At 67.1% G+C, this 21890-nt stretch carries 20 protein-coding genes; 9 read left to right on the forward strand and 11 right to left on the reverse strand.

The window, feature by feature from the left end; genetic code table 11:
• Positions 1-96: 96 nt before the first annotated feature.
• From G6N57_RS12185 to G6N57_RS12200, 4 genes are all read right to left on the reverse strand, one after another.
• Positions 97-543 (reverse strand): ester cyclase, encoded by a 447-nt coding sequence (locus tag G6N57_RS12185; protein WP_077742742.1) that lies wholly within the window; start codon positions 541-543, stop codon positions 97-99.
• Between the two features lie 211 nt (positions 544-754).
• Entirely contained in the window at positions 755-1702 is a 948-nt protein-coding gene (locus G6N57_RS12190) for an NADP-dependent oxidoreductase (protein ID WP_077742743.1), read from the reverse strand.
• A 15-nt stretch (positions 1703-1717) separates the two neighbouring features.
• Positions 1718-2530, reverse strand: a complete 813-nt coding sequence (locus G6N57_RS12195) for a nuclear transport factor 2 family protein (RefSeq protein ID WP_234815774.1) — start codon at positions 2528-2530, stop codon at positions 1718-1720.
• A complete protein-coding gene (locus G6N57_RS12200; protein WP_077742744.1) occupies positions 2520-4715 on the reverse strand; it encodes a molybdopterin-dependent oxidoreductase in 2196 nt (731 codons plus the stop codon). Before G6N57_RS12200 ends, G6N57_RS12195 begins: the two co-directional genes overlap by 11 nt.
• A gap of 61 nt (positions 4716-4776) precedes the next feature.
• On the opposite strand from G6N57_RS12200, the gene G6N57_RS12205 reads away from it, so the two are divergent.
• Both G6N57_RS12205 and G6N57_RS12210 read left to right on the forward strand, forming a co-directional pair.
• Positions 4777-5379: a TetR/AcrR family transcriptional regulator gene (locus tag G6N57_RS12205; RefSeq protein ID WP_077742745.1), complete on the forward strand. Its 603-nt coding sequence runs from the start codon at positions 4777-4779 to the stop codon at positions 5377-5379.
• 10 nt (positions 5380-5389) lie between these two features.
• Entirely contained in the window at positions 5390-5863 is a 474-nt protein-coding gene (locus tag G6N57_RS12210; protein WP_077742746.1) for a nitroreductase/quinone reductase family protein, read from the forward strand.
• 3 nt (positions 5864-5866) lie between these two features.
• On the opposite strand, the gene G6N57_RS12215 is transcribed toward G6N57_RS12210, so the two are convergent.
• The 7 genes from G6N57_RS12215 to G6N57_RS12245 all read right to left on the reverse strand — a co-directional run bounded on the left by G6N57_RS12215 (position 5867) and on the right by G6N57_RS12245 (position 15687).
• Positions 5867-7075: a hypothetical protein gene (locus G6N57_RS12215; protein ID WP_133118361.1), complete on the reverse strand. Its 1209-nt coding sequence runs from the start codon at positions 7073-7075 to the stop codon at positions 5867-5869.
• Between the two features lie 264 nt (positions 7076-7339).
• Positions 7340-8110, reverse strand: coding sequence for an enoyl-CoA hydratase family protein (locus tag G6N57_RS12220; protein ID WP_077742748.1), 771 nt, complete (start codon positions 8108-8110; stop codon positions 7340-7342).
• Between the two features lie 8 nt (positions 8111-8118).
• The gene (locus tag G6N57_RS12225) at positions 8119-9276 is read right to left on the reverse strand and encodes an acyl-CoA dehydrogenase family protein (RefSeq protein ID WP_077742749.1); all 1158 of its coding nucleotides are present in this window, start codon (positions 9274-9276) and stop codon (positions 8119-8121) included.
• Positions 9273-11210, reverse strand: coding sequence for an ATP-binding protein (locus G6N57_RS12230; protein WP_077743224.1), 1938 nt, complete (start codon positions 11208-11210; stop codon positions 9273-9275). Before G6N57_RS12230 ends, G6N57_RS12225 begins: the two co-directional genes overlap by 4 nt.
• Before the next feature lie 42 nt (positions 11211-11252).
• Positions 11253-12848, reverse strand: a complete 1596-nt coding sequence (locus G6N57_RS12235) for an acyl-CoA carboxylase subunit beta (protein WP_077742750.1) — start codon at positions 12846-12848, stop codon at positions 11253-11255.
• Positions 12845-13993, reverse strand: a complete 1149-nt coding sequence (locus G6N57_RS12240) for an acyl-CoA dehydrogenase family protein (RefSeq protein WP_077742751.1) — start codon at positions 13991-13993, stop codon at positions 12845-12847. Before G6N57_RS12240 ends, G6N57_RS12235 begins: the two co-directional genes overlap by 4 nt.
• Positions 13990-15687, reverse strand: a complete 1698-nt coding sequence (locus G6N57_RS12245) for an acyclic terpene utilization AtuA family protein (protein ID WP_077742752.1) — start codon at positions 15685-15687, stop codon at positions 13990-13992. The genes G6N57_RS12240 and G6N57_RS12245 overlap by 4 nt, the downstream gene beginning before the upstream one ends.
• Before the next feature lie 228 nt (positions 15688-15915).
• Between G6N57_RS12245 and rpmF the strand changes: the two genes are divergently transcribed.
• The 7 genes from rpmF to G6N57_RS12275 all read left to right on the forward strand — a co-directional run bounded on the left by rpmF (position 15916) and on the right by G6N57_RS12275 (position 21873).
• A complete protein-coding gene (rpmF, locus tag G6N57_RS12250; protein ID WP_065020615.1) occupies positions 15916-16089 on the forward strand; it encodes a 50S ribosomal protein L32 in 174 nt (57 codons plus the stop codon).
• A gap of 147 nt (positions 16090-16236) precedes the next feature.
• Positions 16237-16923, forward strand: coding sequence for a response regulator transcription factor (locus G6N57_RS12255; RefSeq protein ID WP_077742753.1), 687 nt, complete (start codon positions 16237-16239; stop codon positions 16921-16923).
• 4 nt (positions 16924-16927) lie between these two features.
• Positions 16928-18400: a HAMP domain-containing sensor histidine kinase gene (locus G6N57_RS12260; protein ID WP_077742754.1), complete on the forward strand. Its 1473-nt coding sequence runs from the start codon at positions 16928-16930 to the stop codon at positions 18398-18400.
• Between the two features lie 197 nt (positions 18401-18597).
• On the forward strand, positions 18598-19971 hold the full coding sequence (locus G6N57_RS12265; RefSeq protein ID WP_097926248.1) for a S1C family serine protease: 1374 nt from the start codon (positions 18598-18600) through the stop codon (positions 19969-19971).
• Positions 19968-20546, forward strand: coding sequence for a MogA/MoaB family molybdenum cofactor biosynthesis protein (locus G6N57_RS12270; RefSeq protein ID WP_077742756.1), 579 nt, complete (start codon positions 19968-19970; stop codon positions 20544-20546). The genes G6N57_RS12265 and G6N57_RS12270 overlap by 4 nt, the downstream gene beginning before the upstream one ends.
• A gap of 146 nt (positions 20547-20692) precedes the next feature.
• On the forward strand, positions 20693-20851 hold the full coding sequence (locus G6N57_RS31665; RefSeq protein WP_097926249.1) for a hypothetical protein: 159 nt from the start codon (positions 20693-20695) through the stop codon (positions 20849-20851).
• A 386-nt stretch (positions 20852-21237) separates the two neighbouring features.
• On the forward strand, positions 21238-21873 hold the full coding sequence (locus tag G6N57_RS12275; RefSeq protein WP_077742757.1) for a porin MspA: 636 nt from the start codon (positions 21238-21240) through the stop codon (positions 21871-21873).
• Positions 21874-21890 lie beyond the last annotated feature (17 nt).

A 21890-nucleotide genomic window follows, 5' to 3' on the forward strand; every position in this document is an offset into this window, starting at 1 on the left:
GCGCGGCCAGGTCCCGGCAATGCTCGTTGCCGGGCAATGCGAGTCAGGGTGCGGGTCCAGGGCCGCGGCCGGCCCTGGACCCGGCGGACAACAAGCTCAGGCGGGTGTCGTCTGCTGCTGCGCTCCTGCCGGGATCAACCCGAGTTGCTGCAGCATCCCCAGCGTGTCCCAGGTGACCCAGTTCTCGGCGATCTTGCCGTCCTCGATCCGGGTGGTGTCGGTCAGGTTGATCCGCGCGTGCTTGCCGGTGGCCGGCTGACCCATGAGCTCGCCGGTGTTGTCGCCCTGGGCCTCGAGTAAGGTGCACACGTAGTCGCCTTCGGCGATTTGCATCTTGATGTCGAACTTGATGTTGGAGAACGACTTCCGGTACATGTCGATCAGGCTCTTCATGTGCTGAGGGCCGCGCTGATCCCCGAACGGATCCTGGGTGTCGTGGTAGGCCGCGCCTTCGGCGACGAGATCATCCAGCTCGTTGAGCTCCCCGGAGGCGAAGACCTCCCATACGCGTCGCGCAATCGCCTTGTTCTGATCATCGGCCATGATTCCGACCTTTCATGGGGATACGGCACGGCAGAGTACGTCCGCACAGAAAACGGTAGAACCGCCGGCGGCGATGCGACAGATGCGTCGCAACGTGTGCTGCCACAGGGAATTACCCGCCGCCGCGCGGGTGGTGGCTGACCTGTGTGATTCGCGACGCCGCCACTGCCGGATGGCGTCGCTTCGGCCAGGGACGGCGGGGCTCGACCAGTCAGTTCTCCGGCTCGACATCCAGCACGATCTTGCCGCTGGTGCGGCCCTCGCCGATCACTTTCAGCGCCTGCGCGGCCTCCGACAGCGGGTACTGGGCGGCGACATGGACCCGCAGTCGTCCGTCCGCCGCGAGGCCGGCGATGGACTGCAGGCCGGCCGCATCGGGCTCGACGAGGTAGTCGTACGCGTGGACGTTCAACTCTCTCGCCCGCGGGAACAGACCGGGCGTCCAGGCGGCCTGGGCACTGACGAGGACCCCGCCCGGACGGAGACACTCCAGGGCTTTGACCCCGGCATCCCCGCCGAACATCTGGATCACCGCATCCACGTCGCTGACGACCTCGTGGACCGGAGTGGTGGTGTAGTCGACCACTTCGTCGGCGCCCATACTGCGAACGAAGTCGTGCTTGGCGGCCCGTGCGGTGCCGATGACGTACGCGCCGCGCGCCTTGGCGATCTGGACGGCGAGATGGCCGACGCCGCCTGCCGCGGCCGAGACCAGCACGAGCTGACCGGAGCTCACCTGGGCCACGTCGACGAGCATCTGCCATGCGGTGAGCCCCGCCAGCGGCAGCGCTGCTGCCTCGGTGAAGCTCAGTCCGGTTGGGATTGACGCGAAGTGGCGCGACGGTGCGGTGACGAACTCGGCGTAGCCGCCCGCCTGCCGCGGAAACCAGGGCATGCCGAAGACGCGATCGCCCGCCTGAAATCGGCTGACACCGTAGCCGACCTCCTCGACCACCCCGGCCACGTCCCAACCGTGGATGAAAGGCAGCTCAAGCATCCGGTTGTACGCCAGGCCGCGGCTTGTGTAGTAGTCGACCGGGTTGACGCCCGCGGCGTGGACCCGGACCTTCACCTCGGTGGGGGCGGGACGTGGCTCGGGTGTTTCGGCCAGGCGCACAGAGTCCGGACCGTCCCATTCGTCTTGAATGATGGCGCGCATGAAGGTCTCCTCGGGTCAACGATTGCCTGCGGGAACGGCGGACAACAGGGCCGAGGTGTCGAACACGACAGTGGTTTCGGCACTTCGGTTTCCGTGCAGGCGAAACCGGTCGACCCCGGGCCACCGGCGGAGCTCCCCGGCGATCGTGCCGCGGCCTTCCCACGCGAGCATGAGAAGACCGTCGCGATAGGCGAACTCGACCACCGACAAGGTCAGGTCCGGGATGAGCTGTACGGCGGCGGCCAGTCGGCCGGCGTACGCATCACGTCCGCGTACCGGCTCGGTGGCGCCCGGCCAGTGCAGGGCAACATCGTCGGTGACCAGGTCGTGAACCCCGCTGGCGTCTCCCGGCGACGCCCAGAACTTCGCCCAGCCCGCGACGAAGGATTCGGCGTCGGAGCCTGCTGCGCGTACACCGGCTTGGCGGCGGAGCAGCTCGGGGTCGAAATAGCCGACGTCGCTGACCAGTTGGCCATCGCGGAACGTGCAGACGAAGGTGACGGGTACGTCGATTCGGCTGCCCGCCGCGGTGGGCAACCCGAGAAGATCGTCACCCACCGTCCCCGTCATCCGGCCCCACGCCACCGCGGTGTCTTCGCCGAAAGCCACGCCGTCGAACTCACCCCGGTAGTCGGGGATCGACCGGAATACCGCTTCGTAGAAGGTCCTCAGTTGAGCATGACCCGAAACGGGCTGGCGGACAGCGGGGTCCAGATAGCTGCCGTCAGGGGCGTAGGCGGCGACGATGGCCTCCACGTCGTGCCGGTTCTTGGCCTCGGCGTAGCTGCGCAAGCTGTCGCGCAGCACCTCAAGCTGGTCAGTGTCCATCGACTTCTCCTCTCACTGGTGCGGTGCGGATCTGGACCGGGATGCCGTTGAGCACCGCCGTCCCCGACAGGGGGTCGAGCTCCGTGCCGTCGGCCAGAACGTTGCTGTTGACGCCCGGCCGTCGGCCGGCAAGGTGCACGGACGCCTCGGGTTCGTCGTGCCCCCAACCGTGGGGAAGGGACACCACGCCGGGGGTGACGGCGTCGCTGACCTCCACGGGGACGTCGACCGCGCCGGTCCGCGACGTCACGGTCGCGTGCGGCCCCAGTGCCAGGCGTGCGACGTCGTCGGGATGGACTTGCAAGGTGCAACGGTCGGGGCCCTTGGCAAGCGTGGGCAGGTTGTGCATCCACGAGTTGTTGGAGCGCAGATGGCGGCGGCCGATCAAGATCATCCCGTTCGAATGCTGTGCATGAAGGTCGTCCCGCAGCCGGGCGACGTCCTCCACCAACAGTTCCGGGGCCAGCTCGATGAGCCCCGACGGGGTGTTGAGCACCGCGGGCAGCTGTGGAGTGAGAGGCCCGAAGTCCAGCCCGTCGGGGTACTCACGCAGCCGTGCGACGGTCAGCGGCTCGCCGCGATCGCGATAGGGCCCGGCCCGGAGCAACAGGTCGAGGAGACGTTCGGGCCCGCGCGGCGCCGTCGCATCCGGATCTGGACTGACCCCGAGCGTGTTTGCGAGTGACCCCGCCACCATGTCGTCGATCAGGTCGAGATCGGCCGAGGCACCCTGCCGCGCAACGATTCCGATCAGCCGCAGCAGGGACTGCCAGTCCGGCCTGTCGCCGGGCTCGGGTGGCAGCACCGGCGGTGAGAATGTCGCGGTGTTGCGGATCGCGAAGTGGCCGAAGAACAGGTCGTAGTGGGACTTCGTGAGCGGCGAGGGTGCCGGGAGCACGACGTCGGCGTGCGTCGCGGTCTCGTTGCGATACAGATCCAGGCTGACCATCAGTTCCAGCTGATCGAACGCGGCAGTCAGCCGCGTGCTGTCCGGGGCCGACCGCGCTGGATTGCCGGCCACTGTGATGAGCGCCTTGACCTGTCCCGGTCCGGGAGTGTCGATCTCCTCGGCCAGGCAGGCCAACGGGAGTTCACCCAGCGTCTCGGGAGCGCCGCGAACCCGGCTGTGCCAGCGCCCGATCGCGGCGTCGGGCCGGCCACTCAACCGCCGTAGATCGGCTGCCGGAGTGGCGAACATCGCTCCGCCGGGGCGGTCCAGGTTGCCGGTCAGGACGTTGAGCACGTCGATCAGCCAGCTCGTCACGGTGCCGAATCGCTGAGTGCACGTACCGGTGCGGCCGTACACGGCGGCGGCGGGCGCTGCCGCCAGCTCGCGTGCCAGCCGGCGGATCTCTTCGGCCGCGATTCCGCATTGCGGTGCAACGGCTTCGGGGGAGAAGTCCAGCGCCAGCGCAGTGACGGTCTCGATGTCGCGGACGTGGGCCTCCAGGCCCCGCAGGTTGATCAGGTTTTCACCGGCCAGCACGTGGATCAGCGCGAACAGCAGCAGGGCGTCGGCTCCGGGGCGAATCGGGAAATGCCGGTCGGCCTCCTGCGCGGTCTGCGTGCGCTTCGGATCGACCACGATCAGACGTCCCCCGCGGCGGCGCAGTGCGCGGAGCCGAGCCCGCATTCCCGGTGCGGTGAGCAGACTCCCGTTCGACACCAGAGGATTGGCGCCCAGGATCAGCAGATACGAGCAGCGGTCGATGTCGGGGAGCGGGACGGTATACATGCCGCCGAACATGAGCTGGCAGGAGACGAACTTCGGCATCGCGTCGACGGTGTTGGCGGTGTAGACATTGCGCGAACCGAGGGTCCGCATCAGCGTGCTGGCGTACAGCGTCGTCGCGAAGTCGTGCGCCACGGGATTGCCCAGATACAGCGCGACGGCGTCGGTGCCGTGGCGATCGATGATCGCGGTGAGGCGCTGATCGATCACGGCGAACGCCTCGTCCCAGGATGCCGAGACGAGTTTGCCACTGGGCCTGCGTAACAAGGGTTTTCGCAACCGGTCGGCATCCCGGTGCAGTTCCATGAGGCCGATCGCCTTCGGGCACAGATGCCCACGGCTCAACACGTGGTCGCGGTTGCCCCGGATGGCGATGACCTCACCCGCGTCCACGCTGCTCTCAAGCCCGCATCCGGCCTCGCAGAGCGGGCAGACGTGCCGTTGAACTTGCATACCTCGAGTATTAACATACGCCAAGTATGTACTTCAAGTATGAATCGTGTAGATTGGCGGCATGCCCGGACCGCGCACCCAGGCCGAACGCACGCGCGCAACCATCGATCAGATCCTGGTGGTGGCACGTGAGCGGTTCGCCGCTGATGGTTACGACAACACGTTCGTCGACAACGTCGCGGAGCGCGCCGGCATGACCAAAGGTGCCCTGTACCACCACTTCGAGGGTAAGAAAGGCCTCTTCGCCGCCGTCTTCGAGAACGAGCAGCGCGCGATCGGCGAAGCGGTGAACCGTGCGGCCCGTGGCACCAAAGACAGTTGGCAGCGGTTCCTACGGGGCTGTCGCGGGTTCTTCGAGGCGGTGCTCGATCCCGGAGTTCAGCGCATCACGTTGATCGACGCGCCCGCGGTACTGGGATGGGAGGCCATGCGTGACCTCGAGGACGAGCACGTCACGTCACTGCTACGGCTGGGGCTGGCCCAGGTGATCGCCGACGGTCACCTTCCCGAACAACGTGTGGAACCCCTCGCGCACCTCCTGCACGGCGCGATGTGCGAGGCCGCGATGACGGTCGCCCGGTCCTCGGATCCCGAACGGGAGAGCCGGGATTCGATGGCCGCCCTGGAGAGGCTGCTCAACGGCATCGCCGCACACGGCAGGTGATCGACCGAGGATGAGCGAAAGTTCCGCCCCGCCGGCCTATCTGCGGCTGCTGGTGCGGGCTGTCACTCCGCTGGTCAAGACCGTGCTGCGGTCCCCGGCGCACGGCTGGCTGAGCGGCTCGATGATGCTCCTCACCGTGACGGGCCGGCGCACCGGTCGACGCTACGAGATCCCGATCAGTTACGTGGCCGACGGTGCGGCCATCATGTGTATCACGGGAATCGAGAACACCTGGTGGAAGAACCTACGCGGTGGCGCCGATGTCACGGTGTTGTTGGGGCGCAAACGCTTTGGTGGATATGCCGAGGCGTCGACCGGCGCGGCCAACCTGGCGGTCATCGAGAGCTTCCTGGCGACCAGGCCCCGCGATGCGCGGTTTCACCACGTGCGCCGGGCTGCGCAGGGGCGGTTCGACGCGGATGACCTCACGCGGGCGGCGCAAACGCGCGTGGTCATCCGCGTCCAACTCTGGCCGGAGGGTTGAATCTCAGCCGGTCTCGGCGTCCCCGCCGGCCGAACTGCTTCCCGGTGTGGACTTCGCCGAGCTGCCACTGAGTCCCTTCAGGGACTTGGTGACGTTGTCGCGAATATCGTTGATTCCCTTGCCGATTTGGCTGCCGGCAGACTCTAGTGATGCGCGTACCTGGTCGGCCGAGCGGACCGATGTGGTGCCGAGTTTGCCGGGAACCGCCTTGTTGCCTGCCGAAAGATCCGTCGCGCCATTGGAACTGACGACCTCCACGGGAGCGACGTCCTCGTCGGCGGTGGCCTCGGGCACTGTCCCCGCGGGTTCCGGGGCAGCGGCAGGCGCCGGATCACCGGTTCCGGGGGATTCCGTGGCCACCTCCGCTACTGCGGAGGTGGTGGCAGCCGCGGCAGGGGGCGGCAGAGCGATCTGCTTGGCAAGCTGTTCCGGCAGCTTGAGCAGCAACTGGACGACCGGACCGCCGACGACCACGCACTGGCAGGTGAAGATCTTGCGGTAATCCAGAATTCCGCCGGGCTTGTTGATCAGGGCATCGGTCAGCTCGGCCGGGGCATTGGCGATTGCGAACAACGCCCCGGTGGTGTCGCCGGCCTCGTAGGCATCGAGTGCGGTTTGTGCGGTGCTACCCAGCGACTTCAGCACCGTGCCCGGGGTATTGACGACCAGTCCCATGAGGGTGGACATGGTCGAGATGCCGATGACCCCCCGCACCACGGTTTCGAGGTGGTCGATCATCGTGCCGGGCACGCTCAACAGGCTCATGAGCGGGAATCCGGCGAACAGGACCGAGGACAACGCGTTTGCGATGGTTTCCGATGCGAGCGCGGGCTGTCCGGCCTGTAGTTGTTCTCCGGCGGTCTCGAGCGCGTCGACCATCGTCACCGTCGCCCAGTTCTGTAGCGCCGGAATGGCGCCCTGCATACCGGTGGCGAGCCAACCGGCGTAGGTCTGCAAGTTCGTGACCACCTGCCGTGTCAGCGGCAATGGATTGTTCAACCAGTGGGTGGCGATCTCGCCGGCATTACTGGCGGTGTCGTTGGCGACCTGAACCCAACGGGTCAGGGGGTCGACGACGGCGGAGAGTTGTACTGCGGCGGTTGACAGCTGTGTCGGGGTAGGTGGTGGTGGTGCGACGGGGGACACGGCGATGACGCCTGCCCCCGCTAGTGCGAGGCCTGCCGTTGCGTAGGGCCTCAGCGCTGCATGCATCGGCGATTCCTTCCGGAGGGATGTTTGACACCGGGAAGGTAACCGCACTAGACGCCGTCGCGGATTCGATTCGGCTGATTATGAATTTAAGCTAGCAGGTGCGGCTAACTGCATACCTGCACTCTGTAGCCTTTGGCTCCTTTATGGTCGCCACGCTGACGATGCTAGGGGCAAGTAAGAATTCAAAACCTAGATACTTGCGAATGCAATCAATGGGGTCGGCGGTTGCAACCCGTTCCAGCGGTTCGGCGCAGCGTGCTCGGCTCAGCCGGTCACCCAGTTCGGCGGGCGCTTCTGCAGGAACGCCATCATGCCCTCGCGGGCCTCGTCGGAGACGAACAGCTGCGCGGACTGTCGGGTCAGATCCTCGGCATCCCGATCGAACCCACGCAGAATCGATGCCGTCGTCAGCGCCTTCGACGTCGCCAGCCCCTGCGGTGAACCCTTCGCGATCTCACCCGCCAGCGCGGCCACCGCGCCCTCGACGTCGTCAGCGGACTGCGTGATCAACCCGATCTCGGCCGCCTCGGCGGCGCCGAACTTCTCACCTGTGACGAAGTAGCGTCCCGCCGCCCGGGGCGCCAACTTCGGCAACAGGGTCAGCGAGATGATCGACGGTGCAACGCCGATCCGCGCCTCGGTCAACGCGAACGTGCTCTGTGGTCCGGCGACGACGAGATCGCACGCGCCGACGAGTCCCATCCCGCCGGCCCGCACGTGCCCGTCGATCGCGCCGATCACCGGGACCGGCAACTCCAGGATCGTCCGGAGCAGCTTGGTCATCTCACGGGCCCGCCCCACGGCGATGTCCCCGGGATCCTGGCCGGCGGCTTCGCTGAGATCGGCTCCGGCACAGAAGGTTCCACCGGTATGACCGAGCACCACCACCCGGACCCCGGGCTCGGCAGCGGCGTCGGAGAAGCCCTGGAGCAACTGCTCGACCAGCGCTGTGGACAGCGCGTTGCGGTTGTGCGGAGAGTCCAGGGTCAGCCGGGCGACGTTGCCGGAGACCGAGTAGTGAACCAACGCGGTCATCGGGCGCCTCAGTACGACCGGGGCAGACCGAGCGAGGTCTGCGCGACGAAGTTCAGGATCATCTCGCGGCTCACCGGGGCGATGCGGGCCAGCTTCGATGCGTTGACCGCGGCGGCGATGCCGTACTCCTTGGTCAGACCGTTGCCGCCGAGTGACTGCACGGCCTGATCCACCGCGCGCACCGACGCCTCACCCGCGGCGTACTTGGCCATGTTGGCCGCCTCGGCCGCGCCGAAGTCGTCGCCCGAGTCGTACAGGGTCGCGGCCTTCTGCATCATCAGCTTGGCCAGCTCGATCTCGATGTGGTTCTGCGCCAACGGATGCGACAGGCCCTGGTGCGAGCCGATCGGCACCTTCCAGACCTGCCGGGTCTTCACGTACTCGACGGCCTTGTTGATCGCGAACCGGCCCATGCCGACCGCCGACGCCGCTCCCATGATCCGTTCGGGATTGAGCCCGGCGAACAGCTGCGCGATCGCGGCGTCCTCCGAGCCCACCAGCGCATCGGCCGGCAGCCGCACATCGTCGAGGAACACCTGGAACTGGCTCTCCGGGCTGACGATCTCCATCTCGATCTTGGTCCAGTTCAGGCCCGGGGTGTCGGTGGGGATGACGAACAGCGCGGGCTTGAGGTTGCCGGTCTTGTGATCCTCGGTGCGGCCGACGACGAGCACGGCCTGGGCCTGGTCGATACCGGAGATGAACGTCTTCTGGCCCTTGAGGATCCAGTCGCTGCCGTCGCGGCGGGCCGTGGTGGTGATGCGGTGGCTGTTGGAACCCGCGTCAGGCTCGGTGATCGCGAAGGCCATCGTGATCGACCCGTCGGCGATGCCGGGGATCCACCGTTTCTTCTGCTCCTCGGTGCCGAACTTCGAGATGATCGTGCCGTTGATCGCGGGGGAGACAACCATCATCAGCAGCGCCGAACCGCCGGCCGCCATCTCCTCCATCACCAGGGACAGCTCGTACATGCCGGCGCCGCCGCCGCCGTACTCCTCGGGGAGGTTCACCCCGATGAACCCGACTTTGCCTGCCTCGTTCCACAATTCGGTGGTGTGCTGACCGGCGCGGGCCTTCTCCAGGTAGTAGTCCTGCCCGTAGTTGGCGACCATTGCGGCCACCGCCTGGCGCAGTGCCTTCTGCTCTTCGGTCTCGATGAAACTCATGATTGTTCTCCTTCAGGGGTTTCTACTCGGGCAAGTACGGCGCCGACCTCGACCTGCTGTCCCGCGGCGACATTGAGTTCGGCCAGCACCCCGTCCTCGGGTGCGGCGATGGTGTGTTCCATCTTCATGGCTTCCAGCCAAATGAGCGGCTGCCCGGCGGTGACGGTGTCACCGACGGCAGCGCCGACGCGCACCACCGAACCGGGCATGGGTGCCAGCAACGAACCGTGTGCGACCGCGTCGTCCGGATCGGGGAAGCGGGGCAGGGCGGTGAGCTGGACGGGCCCCAGCGGGGAGTCCACGAACACCTGATCGCCATACCGGGCCACGTCGAATGCCCGCTCGACACCGTTGATCGAGAGCACCACGCGGTTCGGCGTGGCCGAGACCAGGGAAACCCCGTCGTCGTCGGGCAGCTCGACCCCGGTGCGGGTGAACCGGTAGCGCACCGGAACGTCGTCACTCGCGGAGTCGCGGTACGACCGGGACTGGTAGCCCGACGCGAGATTGCGCCATCCGCTGGGCGCCGCACCGAAAACGCGTGCGGTGCTGCGATTGTGCGCGGCGTCGGCCAATGCGGCCGCGATGCCCGAGAGCGTCACCGCGCCCGCATCGGCCAGCGGGGCGGCGAGGGTGTCGAGGCCGTGCGTGTCGAAGAACGCGGTGTCGGTGGCACCGTCCAGGAACGCCGGATGCCGCAGCACGTTGACCAGCAGATCGCGGTTGGTGCGCAGTCCGTGAATCCGGGTGCGGGCCAACGCATCGGCCAGCACGGTGGCGGCCTGGCGGCGGGTCGGGGCGTACGAGATGACCTTGGCCAGCATCGGGTCGTAGAAGATCGACACCACGGAGCCGTCCTCGATACCGGTATCGACACGCACCTGCCCGGGGACGTCGAACCGGTGCACGGTGCCGGCCTGCGGCTGCCAGCCCTTGGCCGGATCCTCCGCGTACAGGCGGACCTCGATGGCAGAGCCGTGGGATGCCGGGGGCGTGGCGTCCAGTCGTCCGCCGTCGGCGGCCAGGATCTGCAGCTCGACGAGATCGAGCCCGGTGGTGGCCTCGGTGACCGGATGCTCCACCTGCAGGCGGGTGTTCATCTCCAGGAAGAAGAAGTCGCCCTGCTCGTCCGCCATGAACTCGACCGTGCCGGCGCCGGCGTAGCCGATCGCCTCGGCAGCCAGCCGGGCGGCGTCGAACAGCTTCTCGCGCATTCCCGGAGTGCGCTCCACCAGTGGCGACGGGGCTTCCTCGATCACCTTCTGATGACGGCGCTGGATCGAGCACTCACGCTCACCGACCGCCCACACGGTGCCGTGCTGATCGGCCAGCACCTGCACCTCGACGTGATGGCCTGCCGCCAGGTAGCGCTCGCAGAACACCGTCGGATCGCCGAACGCCGACTGCGCCTCGCGCTGGGCCGCGGCCACTTCGCTTGCCAGGTCCGACAGTTCGCGCACCACGCGCATGCCGCGGCCACCGCCACCGGCCGAGGCCTTGACCAGTACCGGCAGCTGGTCGGCCGTCACGGTCGACGGGTCGAGCTCGGTCAGCACCGGAACGCCGGCCGCGGCCATCATCTTCTTGGCCTCGATCTTGGAGCCCATGGCCTGCACGGCCTTCACCGGCGGGCCGATCCAGGTCAGCCCGGCGTCGATCACGGCAGCCGCGAAATCCGGGTTCTCGGACAGGAACCCGTACCCGGGATGGATGGCGTCGGCGCCCGAGGCCCGGGCGGCCGCGATGATCTGCGCGGAATCGAGATAGCCGTTGTTGCCCTCGAGACGCACGCGCGCGTCGGCCTCGGCGACATGCGGGGATGCGGCGTCGGGCTCGGTGTACACCGCGACCGTGCCGATGCCGAGACGACGGCAGGTCTCGAATACCCGGCGGGCGATCTCGCCGCGGTTGGCGACGAGCACTCTGGTAATCAAATTGGTCTCCTCTTCGCGCAAGCGCTCATCGGCGGGCCTCTCTCACATCCTGAAGACGCCGAAGTTCGACGTCCCCTCGATCGGGCCATTCGCAATGGCGGACAAGCACATTCCCAGCACGGTTCTGGTATCCCGGGGATCGATGACCCCGTCGTCGTACAACCGGCCGGACAGGAACATCGGCAACGACTCGGCCTCGATCTGCGCTTCGACGGCGGCGCGCAGCGCGGCATCGGCGGCCTCATCGACCTGCTGGCCGCGCGCCTCGGCGGCAGCGCGGCTGACGATGGAGAGCACGCCGGCGAGTTGGGTGCCACCCATCACGGCGGACTTGGACGACGGCCAGGCGAACAGGAAGCGCGGGTCGTACGCCCGCCCGCACATGCCGTAGTGGCCCGCGCCGTAGGAGGCGCCGAGCAGCAGTGAGATGTGCGGCACCGTCGAATTCGACACCGCGTTGATCATCATCGAGCCGTGCTTGATCATGCCGCCCTCTTCGTACTGCTTACCCACCATGTAGCCGGTGGTGTTGTGCAGGAACAGAAGTGGGGTGTCGGACCGGTTGGCCAGCTGGATGAACTGGGTGGCCTTCTGCGACTCCTCGGAGAACAGCACCCCGCGGGCATTGGCCAGGATCCCGACCGGGTAGCCGTACAGCGTGGCCCAGCCCGTCACCAGCGACGACCCGTACAGCGGCTTGAACTCGTCGAAATCCGAGCCGTCGACGATGCGGGCGATCACGTCGCGGGGGTCGAACGGGATCCGCAGATCGGCGGGCACGATGCCGATGAGCTCTTCGGGATCGAACAGCGGCTCGACCACCGGCGCGGGAACGGGCCCCTTCTTGCGCCAGTTCAGCCGGGCCACGATGCGCCGGCCGATCCGGATCGCATCGAGCTCGTCGTTGGCCAGATAGTCACCGAGACCCGAAGTGCGGGCATGCATCTCGGCCCCGCCCAGCGACTCGTCGTCAGAATCTTCGCCGGTGGCCATCTTGACCAGGGGCGGCCCGGCGAGGAACACCTTGGAGCGTTCCTTGATCAGCACCACATGATCGGACATGCCCGGGATGTAGGCGCCACCTGCGGTCGAGTTGCCGAACACCAGCGAGATGGTCGGGATGCCGGCCGCCGACAGCCGGGTCAGGTCGCGGAACATCTGTCCGCCCGGGATGAAGATCTCCTTCTGCGTCGGCAGGTCGGCGCCACCGGACTCGACCAGGGAGATCACCGGCAGCCGGTTCTCCATCGCGATCTGGTTGGCGCGCAGGATCTTCTTGAGGGTCCACGGGTTGCTGGTGCCGCCCTTGACGGTGGGGTCGTTCGCCACGATCAGGCACTCGACACCTTCTACAGGGCCGATACCGCAGACGACGCTGGCGCCCACGGCGAAATCACTGCCCCAGGCCGCCAGCGGGCTCAGCTCCAGGAACGGTGCATCGGGATCGAGCAGCAGCTCAACTCGCTCACGGGCGGTCAGCTTGCCGCGGCCGTGATGGCGGTCCACATACTTGGGTCCGCCACCGGCCAGGGCCTTGGCGTGCTCGGTCTCGAGTTCGGCCAGCTTGGCGGCCATCACCTCGGCGGCCTCCGCGAACGCAGGGGAGCCGGGATCGACGGCGGATTTGAGAGTGGTCACGACTGGAACCCCAATGTCTTTGCGGCCAGCGACGTCAGGATCTCGGTGGTGCCGCCGCCGATTCCCAGGATGCGCATGTCACGGTACTGACGCTCGACCTCGGATTCGGCCATATAGCCCATCCCGCCGAACAACTGGACGGCCTGGTTGGCCACCCACTCGCCGGTCTCCACTGCGGTGTTCTTGGCGAAGCACACCTCGGTGATCAGATTCTGTTCCCCGGCGAGCTGGCGTTCGACCACGTGGCGGGTGTACACCCGGGCCACGTCGATCCGGCGGGCCATCTCGGCCAGCGTGTTCTGCACCGACTGCCGGGTGATCAGTGGCTTGCCGAAGGTTTCGCGGTTACGGCACCACTCGACGGTCAGGTCCAGGCAGCGCTGCGCACTGGCGTAGGCCTGCACGGCCAGGCCCACGCGCTCGGAGACGAACGCCGCGGCGATCTGGAAGAAGCCCGAGTTCTCCGCGCCGATCAGGTTGGCCACCGGAACCCGCACATCGGTGTAGGACAGCTCGGCGGTATCGCTTGAACGCCAACCCATCTTGTCGAGCTTGCGGCTCACCTCGAAGCCCGGCGTGCCCTTGTCCACCACGATGAGTGAGACACCGGCCGCGCCCGGACCACCGGTCCGCGACGCGGTGACGACGTAGTCGGCGCGCACGCCGGAGGTGATGTAGGTCTTGGCGCCGTTGAGGATGTAGTCATCGCCGTCTCGCGTGGCCTTGGTGGTGAGGTGCCCGACGTCGGAGCCGCCGCCCGGTTCGGTGATGGCCAGCGATCCGATCTTCTCGCCGCGCAGCGTGGGTTTGACGTACGTCTCGATCAGCCGCTCATCGCCCGAGGCGATCATGTGTGGCACCGCGATGCCGCAGGTGAACAGCGAAGCGAACACGCCGCCGGGCGCACCGGCGTAATGCATTTCCTCGCAGATGATCACGGCGTCGGCCCCGTCGCCGCCGCCACCGCCGGCGGATTCGGGGAAGTTGGCCCCGAGCAGCCCGGCCTCGCCGGCCTTGCGGTGCAGTTCGCGCGGCAACTCGCCGGTGTGCTCCCACCCGGCGGCGTGGGGCAGCACCTCACGCTCGGCGAAGCTGCGCACCGTCTTACGCAATGCCTCACGCTCGGGCGAAGTCCAGATGCTCACTTGATGAGTTCCTCCGGGATATCGAGATGACGGCTGCGCAACCATTCGCCCAGCCCTTTGGCCTGTGGATCGAACCGGGCTTGATAGGCCACGCCCTGGCCGAGAATGCCTTCGATCACAAAGTTCACGGCCCGCAGATTCGGCAGCACGTGCCGGGTGACCGGCAGATCGGCTGTCTCGGGCAGCAATTCACGAAGCTTGTCGACGGTCAGCGTGTGGGCCAGCCAGCGCCACTGCTCGTCGGTGCGCACCCACACCCCGACATTGGCCGAGCCGCCCTTGTCGCCGCTGCGGGCGCCGGCGATCGTGCCAAGGGCGATGCGCCGGGTCGGGCCGGCCGGAAGCGCCTCGGGCAGGTCCGGATCGGACACCGGTGCCAGATCGAGGGTTTCGGTCGCCGGCGCGATACCGATCCGGGTGCCGTCGGCATGCACGGCGATGTGCGGCACCTCGCCGGCGTCGACGTAGCCGGGAACGAACACGCCGTACACCTGACCGTCACCCGGTGGCGAGGTGGTGGTGAAGCCCGGATAGCTCGCCAACGCGAGTTCCACGCCCGCCGAGGAGAACTGACGTCCGACGACGTTGGGATCGGGGTCGCGGACCACGCAGTGCAGCAGCGCGCTGGCGGCCTCTTCGGTATCGGCGTCGGGGTGATCCGTGCGGGCCAGCGTCCAATCCAGTTCGGCCGGGCGGACTTTGATGCCGGCCTCCAACTGGCTGCGGATGAGCGCCGCCTTGGCCTCGATGTCCAGACCGGTCAGGACGAACGTGGCCGCATTGCGGAAGCCGCCGATGCTGTTGCACGACACCTTCAGCGTCGGGGGCGGAGCTTCACCCGTCACCCCGGAGATGCGGACGCGGTCGGGACCGTCCTGGCTCAGCTGTAGAGAGTCCACCCGCAGCGTCACATCGGGATTGGCGTAGCGAGCCCCGGTGATCTCGTAGAGCAGCTGTGCGGTCACCGTGCCGACGCTGACCTGCCCGCCGGTGCCGGCGTGTTTGGTGATCACCGACGAGCCGTCGGCGGAGATCTCGGCGATGGGGAAGCCGGGCCGGGCCAGATCTGCGATTTCAGAGAAGAAGGAGTAATTGCCGCCGGTGGCCTGGGTGCCGCACTCGATCACGTGACCGGCGGCCACGGCCCCGGCGAGTGCGTCGTAGTCAGTGGTCTTCCAACCGAAGTGTGCGGCCGCCGGACCCACGATCACCGAAGCATCCGTCACCCGGCCGGTGACCACGACGTCGGCGCCCGAACTGAGGCAGTCCACGATGCCCCACGCGCCCAGGTAGGCGTTGGCCGCCAGGGGAGTGCCCAACCCGAGTTCGGAAGCGCGGCCCACGAGATCGTCGCCCTCGACGTGGGCGACGTTGACGTCGAGGCCCAGGCGCTCGGCCAGGGCCCGGACCGCGGCGGCCAGCCCGGCCGGGTTCAGCCCGCCGGCGTTGGCCACGATCTTCACGCCTTTGTCCAGCGCCAGCCCGAGCGATTGCTCCAGCTGGATCAGGAAGGTCTTGGCGTAGCCGCGGTCAGGGTTCTTGGCCCGGTCGCGGGCCAGGATCAGCATGGTGAGTTCGGCGAGATAGTCGCCGGTCAGATAGTCCAGCTCACCGCCGGTGAGCATGTCGTGCATCGCGGAGAGCCGGTCGCCGTAAAACCCCGAACAGTTGCCGATCCGTACTACTGGTGGCACGCGTACTCCCGTCAACGCTGAAAGGGACCCAACCAACCGGTAGGTTAGCGGGTACCGCCGGTCTCACGTCAAGGGGTGCTCCTGTGCGAGCCGGCACGGGTGAGGCTGACGTCATCGAAGCAGGAATCCCGACGTTTTGGAGCCGACGCAGGTCAACCGTTACTCTGTAGGGCAGTCGTCTGCCGCTGCGATGCGCGCGGCAACCCCCAAAGCAAGGAGATGCACGTCATGGCTGTGCCCAAGCGCAGAATGTCGCGCGCGAACACCCGTAGCCGGCGCGCGCAGTGGAAGGCCGAGGCCACCGGTCTCGTCGGCGTCAATGTCGCCGGTCAGCAGCGCAAGGTGCCGCGCCGTCTGCTCAAGGCCGCTCGTCTCGGCCTGGTCGACCTCGACAAGCGCTAGAACCTCAGAGCTCTTTCCCAAAAAGCGCTATCACTCGTGATAGCGCTTTTTGTCGTGCTCAGGGCTGTTCAGGCTCCACAAAAACGCTCGGCGAATTTGCGGCGCGCCTCTCAGCCCTCTCTCAGATAGCGGGTTGAGACTGTGCCTGTGCGCATACTTGTCGTTGACGACGATCGCGCTGTGCGCGAATCCCTGCGCCGGTCGCTTTCCTTCAATGGTTATTCGGTCGAGCTTGCCCAGGATGGGGTAGAAGCGCTCGAGGCGATTGCCAATGACCGGCCTGACGCTGTGGTTCTGGACGTGATGATGCCGCGGCTCGACGGCCTGGAGGTGTGCCGGCAGCTCCGAAGCACAGGTGACGATCTACCGATCCTGGTGTTGACGGCCCGCGACTCGGTCTCCGAGCGGGTCGCCGGACTGGACGCCGGCGCGGACGACTATCTGCCCAAGCCGTTCGCGCTCGAGGAGCTCCTCGCGCGGATGCGCGCGTTGCTGCGCCGAACCGTCAACGACGACGGCGCCGACTCGCAGAAGATGTCGTTCTCGGACCTGACCCTGGACCCGGTCACCCGGGAGGTGACCCGCGGCCAGCGTCAGATCAGCCTGACCCGCACCGAGTTCTCACTGCTGGAAATGCTGATCGCCAACCCGCGGCGGGTGCTGACCCGGAGCCGCATCCTCGAAGAGGTGTGGGGATTCGACTTCCCGACCTCAGGGAACGCCCTCGAGGTGTACATCGGCTACCTGCGCCGCAAGACCGAGGCCGAAGGCGAGCCCCGGCTGATCCACACCGTGCGCGGCGTCGGTTACGTGCTGCGCGAAACACCCCCTTGATTTGATGGCGCTCAACGCAAACACCTGGCGGACTGCCAACCTCCGAAACACCAGCTCACTGTCATTGCGCTGGCGCGTGATGATGCTCGCGATGTCGATGGTGGCCATGGTGGTCGTGCTCATGGCCGTCGCTGTCTACGCCGTCGTGTCCCGCGCGCTGTACGACGACCTGGACAACCAGCTGCACAGCCGGGCCCGGCTGCTCATTGAGAGCGGATCGTTGGCCGCCGACCCCGGGAAGGCGATCGAGGGCACGGCGTACTCCGATGTCAACGCGATGCTGGTGATCCCGGGCCGGTCCATCTACACGGCGAATCAGCAGGGCCAGATGCTGCCGCTCGGCAAGCCCGAGAAGGACGTCATCTCCGGCGAGCTGCTGATGTCCCTGCGCACCGCCAACCACCAGCGGGTGCTCGCGGTGCACCTGGCCAACGGCAGTTCCCTGCTGATCTCCAAGAGCCTGGCCCCGACCGTCCAAGTGCTCAGACGGCTGGGCACCGTGCTGCTCATCGTCGGCGGCGTCGGGGTGGCGGTGGCCGCGATGGCCGGTGGCGCGGTGGCCAGAGCCGGGCTCAGACCGGTGGGCAGACTCACCGAAGCCGCCGAGCGGGTGGCCCGCACCGACGATCTGCGGCCCATCCCGGTGGTCGGCAGCGACGAGCTGGCCCGGCTCACCGAGGCGTTCAACATGATGTTGCGGGCGCTGGCCGAATCGAGGGAACGCCAGTCCCGGCTGGTCTCCGATGCCGGGCACGAGCTGAGAACGCCGCTGACCTCGCTGCGCACCAACGTCGAACTGCTGATGGCTTCGCAGGCGCCCGGGGCACCGCCGCTGCCCAAGGACGAGATGGACGGGCTGCAGCAGGACGTGATCGCGCAGATCGAGGAACTGTCCACCCTCGTGGGTGACCTTGTCGATCTCACCCGTGACGACGCAGGCGGCATCACGCCGGAGCCGGTCGACATGTCCGAGGTGGTCGACCGCAGCCTGGAACGGGTCCGGCGGCGCCGCAACGACATCGAATTCGATGTCGACGTCACCGGGTGGCAGGTGTTCGGCGACGCACCCGGGTTGGGCCGGGCCGTGCTCAACCTGCTCGACAACGCCGCCAAGTGGAGTCCGGCAGGCGGACGCGTCGGGGTGCGGTTGCATCAGGTCGACCCGACGCATGCCGAATTGGTGGTCTCCGACCACGGGCCGGGTATTCCGCCGCAGGAACGTGCGCTGGTGTTCGAGCGCTTCTACCGGTCGGATGCGGCGAGGGCGATGCCGGGCTCCGGCCTCGGGTTGGCTATCGTCCAGCAGGTGGTGCTCAAACACGGTGGCGCACTGCGGATTGACGAAACCGTGCCGGGGGGCACTCCACCGGGGGCGTCGTTCCACATGGTGCTGCCGGGGCAGCCGATCCCGAATGGCGATGCGACACAGTTGCCGCGGGCCGGCGGTAGGGACACCGTCGGCGCGGAGAAAAGGTGAGACAGTTAAGTCGGTCGGGGGACTAGTCATGGATGGATCAGAGATCTCTAAGTGGATTCTCAGCCCATCTGGGCAACCTGAGTGACAACGAGTTCGTTTAACGGACTGAGAGACACGAGGGTTGGACAAACGGGTCGGACCGGGCCGGCGTCACTGGCCGGTGGTGGACCTTTTACAAGAGAAGAGCACGCAGCACAATGACGAACCACCCGAGGTACCCCCAACAGCCGGAGCAGCATTCCGGCGGCGTTGCCCCCGGATACGCCGGTGCGCGGCCTGATCCTTACCAGCAACAGCCATACGACTGGCGCTACGCCCGGCAACAGCCGCAGCAGACGCAGCAGCACACGACGCACCAGACCCAGCAGCACCAGATCCCGCAGCAGGCATACCGGGCGCCCTACGACCCGTACCGTGTGCCGGCCAGCCCGCAGCCCGTCCCGGCCAAGAAGCGTTCCAAGGCCGGCCTGGTTGCCGGGGCGCTCGCCGTGGCCGTGGTGTCGGCAGGCGTCGGCGGCGGTGTCGCCACCCTGGTGCACGACGACCACCCGCGCCTGGGTACTCAGGGCCTCGGCGCCGCGCCGACCGTCCCCGCCGCGGCGTTGCCCCCCGGCTCGGTGGAGCAGGTGGCGGCCAAGGTTGTGCCGAGTGTGGTCAAGCTCGAGACCGATCTGGGCCGCGCGTCCGAGGAAGGCTCAGGCATCATCCTCACCGGCGACGGACTGATCCTGACCAACAACCACGTGGTGCAGGCCGCCAAGCCGGGCGGGCCCGCCGCGGCGCCGGTCCCCGGCGCGGCACCGACCGGCGCGCAGACCAAGGTGACGTTCTCCGACGGGACCACCAAGCCGTTCACCGTCGTCGGCACCGACCCCAGCAGCGACATCGCCGTCGTGCGCGCGCAGGATGTCTCGGGTCTGACCCCCATCACCCTCGGCTCGTCGGCCAATCTGCGGGTGGGCCAGGACGTCGTCGCGATCGGGTCCCCGCTGGGGCTGGAAGGCACAGTGACGACCGGCATCATCAGTGCGCTGAACCGGCCGGTCGCGGCCGGCGGTGACACCCGCAACCAGAACACCGTGCTCGACGCGATCCAGACCGACGCCGCGATCAACCCGGGTAACTCCGGTGGCGCGCTGGTCAACATGAACGGCGAGCTGGTCGGGATCAACTCGGCGATCGCCACCATGGGCGGGGATTCGCCGCAGGCGCAGAGCGGCTCGATCGGGCTGGGCTTCGCGATCCCGGTGGATCAGGCCAAGCGCATCGCCGACGAGCTGATCCAGAACGGCACGGCCTCGCATGCCTCGCTCGGCGTGCAGGTGGCCAACGACAAGACCAGTGACGGCGCCAAGATCGTCGAGGTCACCAACGGCGGCGCCGCTGCCGCCGCCGGCCTGCCCAGCGGTGTGACGGTCACCAAGGTCGACGACCGGGTGATCGGCAGCGCTGACGCCCTCGTGGCCGCGGTGCGGTCCAAGGCCCCCGGTGACAAGGTCACGCTGACATTCCTCGACCAGGGCGGAAAGCCGCAGACCATCGAGGTCACCCTCGGAAGGGCGGAGCAATGAGCACGGTGATCGGATCCGACAAGACGGCCACACTCCGTCTGGCTACACCGTTGTCTGTCGCCGGATATACGGTTGCAGGCATGGAACAACCAGGGGAGTTGGTGGGCCGGGCGCTCGTCGTCGTCGTGGACGATCGCACCGCACATGGCGAGGAAGACCACAGCGGTCCGTTGGTCACAGAATTGTTGGGCGAGGCCGGTTTTGTCGTCGACGGTGTCGTCGTCGTCGCCGCTGACGAGGTCGAGATCCGCAACGCGCTGAACACCGCGGTGATCGGCGGCGTCGATCTGGTGGTGTCGGTCGGCGGGACGGGGGTGACGCCGCGCGACGTGACGCCGGAGGCCACTCTCGACATCCTCGACAGGGAACTGCTGGGCATCGCCGAGGCGCTGCGGGCATCCGGGCTGTCCGCCGGGATCCCCGATGCGGGGTTGTCCCGCGGTCTGTGTGGTGTCTCGGGCAGCACGCTGGTGGTGAACATCGCGGGGTCGCGTGCCGCGGTGCGCGACGGGATGGCCACCCTCGGGCCACTGGCCGCGCAAGTCATAGGCCAGCTATCAAGTTTGGAGATCTGAACAGAAACGAAACGGCGGCCACCGGCCGCCGTTTCTGTTTCCAGGCGATTGTTAGGCAGAACGACGGTGCTGGTTAAGAGCAGGTTAACGGTTGTCGCAGTAGGGCCTACGATCAGATGTGATCTTCGTCACAAAGGGAATTGCAGATGCCAGAAGCGAACAAAACGTCCCGCCACGCAGTTAACAAGATCTTCGGTGAGGCCCTCCCGGACATCGCTCCCGACGAACGCGACACCGCTTCGCCGGACGACGACGCCGACCGTGACCGGTGGCTGAGGAACAACATTCCGCCGCACCATCAATGAATAGGTGAACGGCTTGTAGCGGTGGGAAACTCCCGTTCTCAACTGTGGTCTGCACCTCAGTTCGTTACCGAGGCGAACGGGACCACAGCATTGCCGGGTGGCCCAAATCGCAGGGTCGTGGCGCCGCGCGCAATCTTCCAGCTACTTTTCAGCAAATTTTGATCGATTGACCGTATGCAGCCCTGCGGATATGTGCTTGCGTTGCCGCACCGGTGGGCTGCCGTTATGTTCCTCGTGTCAACGATGAGCATTACGTAAGAGCAACGTGTGGGGTTTCTAATCCCAGTCACATGTAGGTCTTGCGGGGCGATACGGTCTGCGGGGGCCGGGAAGCCGACCACAAACGGTGAGCCTCCGGGAACGCCGGCGATATAGCTAGGGAGAACATGAAGGCATTCAGTCGGGTGCTGGTCGCGATGGTGGCAACCATCGCGGCGCTGTTTACGAGCACAGGCACTTCTCATGCGGGTCTGGACAACGAACTGAGCCTGGTCGATGGTCAGGACCGGACCCTGACCGTTCAGCAGTGGGACACCTTCCTCAACGGTGTGTTCCCGCTGGACCGCAACCGGCTGACCCGTGAGTGGTTCCATTCCGGTCGCGCCAAGTACGTGGTGGCCGGGCCGGGCGCCGATGAGTTCGAGGGCACCTTGGAGCTGGGTTATCAGATCGGCTTCCCCTGGTCGCTGGGTGTGGGGATCAACTTCTCCTACACCACCCCGAACATCCTGATCGACGACGGTGACATCACCGGCCCGCCCTTCGGCCTGGAGTCCGTGATCACCCCGAACCTGTTCCCGGGTGTGTCGATCAGCGCCGACCTGGGCAACGGCCCCGGTATCCAGGAAGTGGCCACCTTCTCGGTGGACGTCAAGGGTCCGGCCGGCGGTGTGGCGGTGTCCAACGCGCACGGCACCGTGACCGGTGCGGCCGGTGGTGTGCTGCTGCGTCCGTTCGCCCGGCTGATCGCCTCGACCGGTGACAGCGTCACCACCTACGGCGAGCCTTGGAATATGAACTGATCTGAAGCCCGACGAAA

The organism is Mycolicibacterium boenickei, assembly GCF_010731295.1.
In the GTDB taxonomy this organism is placed as follows: Bacteria; Actinomycetota; Actinomycetes; order Mycobacteriales; family Mycobacteriaceae; genus Mycobacterium; species Mycobacterium boenickei.

Coding starts and splice junctions, on each gene's coding strand:
- G6N57_RS12220 (WP_077742748.1), bottom strand. CDS start 8,110: ATGACCGCGTTGGTTCACTACTCGGTCTCCGGCAACGTCGCCCGGCTG.
- G6N57_RS12205 (WP_077742745.1), top strand. CDS start 4,777: ATGCCCGGACCGCGCACCCAGGCCGAACGCACGCGCGCAACCATCGAT.
- G6N57_RS31665 (WP_097926249.1), top strand. CDS start 20,693: ATGCCAGAAGCGAACAAAACGTCCCGCCACGCAGTTAACAAGATCTTC.
- G6N57_RS12270 (WP_077742756.1), top strand. CDS start 19,968: ATGAGCACGGTGATCGGATCCGACAAGACGGCCACACTCCGTCTGGCT.
- G6N57_RS12275 (WP_077742757.1), top strand. CDS start 21,238: ATGAAGGCATTCAGTCGGGTGCTGGTCGCGATGGTGGCAACCATCGCG.
- G6N57_RS12190 (WP_077742743.1), bottom strand. CDS start 1,702: ATGCGCGCCATCATTCAAGACGAATGGGACGGTCCGGACTCTGTGCGC.
- G6N57_RS12210 (WP_077742746.1), top strand. CDS start 5,390: ATGAGCGAAAGTTCCGCCCCGCCGGCCTATCTGCGGCTGCTGGTGCGG.
- G6N57_RS12215 (WP_133118361.1), bottom strand. CDS start 7,075: ATGCATGCAGCGCTGAGGCCCTACGCAACGGCAGGCCTCGCACTAGCG.
- G6N57_RS12260 (WP_077742754.1), top strand. CDS start 16,928: ATGGCGCTCAACGCAAACACCTGGCGGACTGCCAACCTCCGAAACACC.
- G6N57_RS12225 (WP_077742749.1), bottom strand. CDS start 9,276: ATGAGTTTCATCGAGACCGAAGAGCAGAAGGCACTGCGCCAGGCGGTG.
- G6N57_RS12200 (WP_077742744.1), bottom strand. CDS start 4,715: ATGCAAGTTCAACGGCACGTCTGCCCGCTCTGCGAGGCCGGATGCGGG.
- G6N57_RS12185 (WP_077742742.1), bottom strand. CDS start 543: ATGGCCGATGATCAGAACAAGGCGATTGCGCGACGCGTATGGGAGGTC.
- G6N57_RS12195 (WP_234815774.1), bottom strand. CDS start 2,530: ATGGACACTGACCAGCTTGAGGTGCTGCGCGACAGCTTGCGCAGCTAC.
- G6N57_RS12265 (WP_097926248.1), top strand. CDS start 18,598: ATGACGAACCACCCGAGGTACCCCCAACAGCCGGAGCAGCATTCCGGC.
- rpmF (WP_065020615.1), top strand. CDS start 15,916: ATGGCTGTGCCCAAGCGCAGAATGTCGCGCGCGAACACCCGTAGCCGG.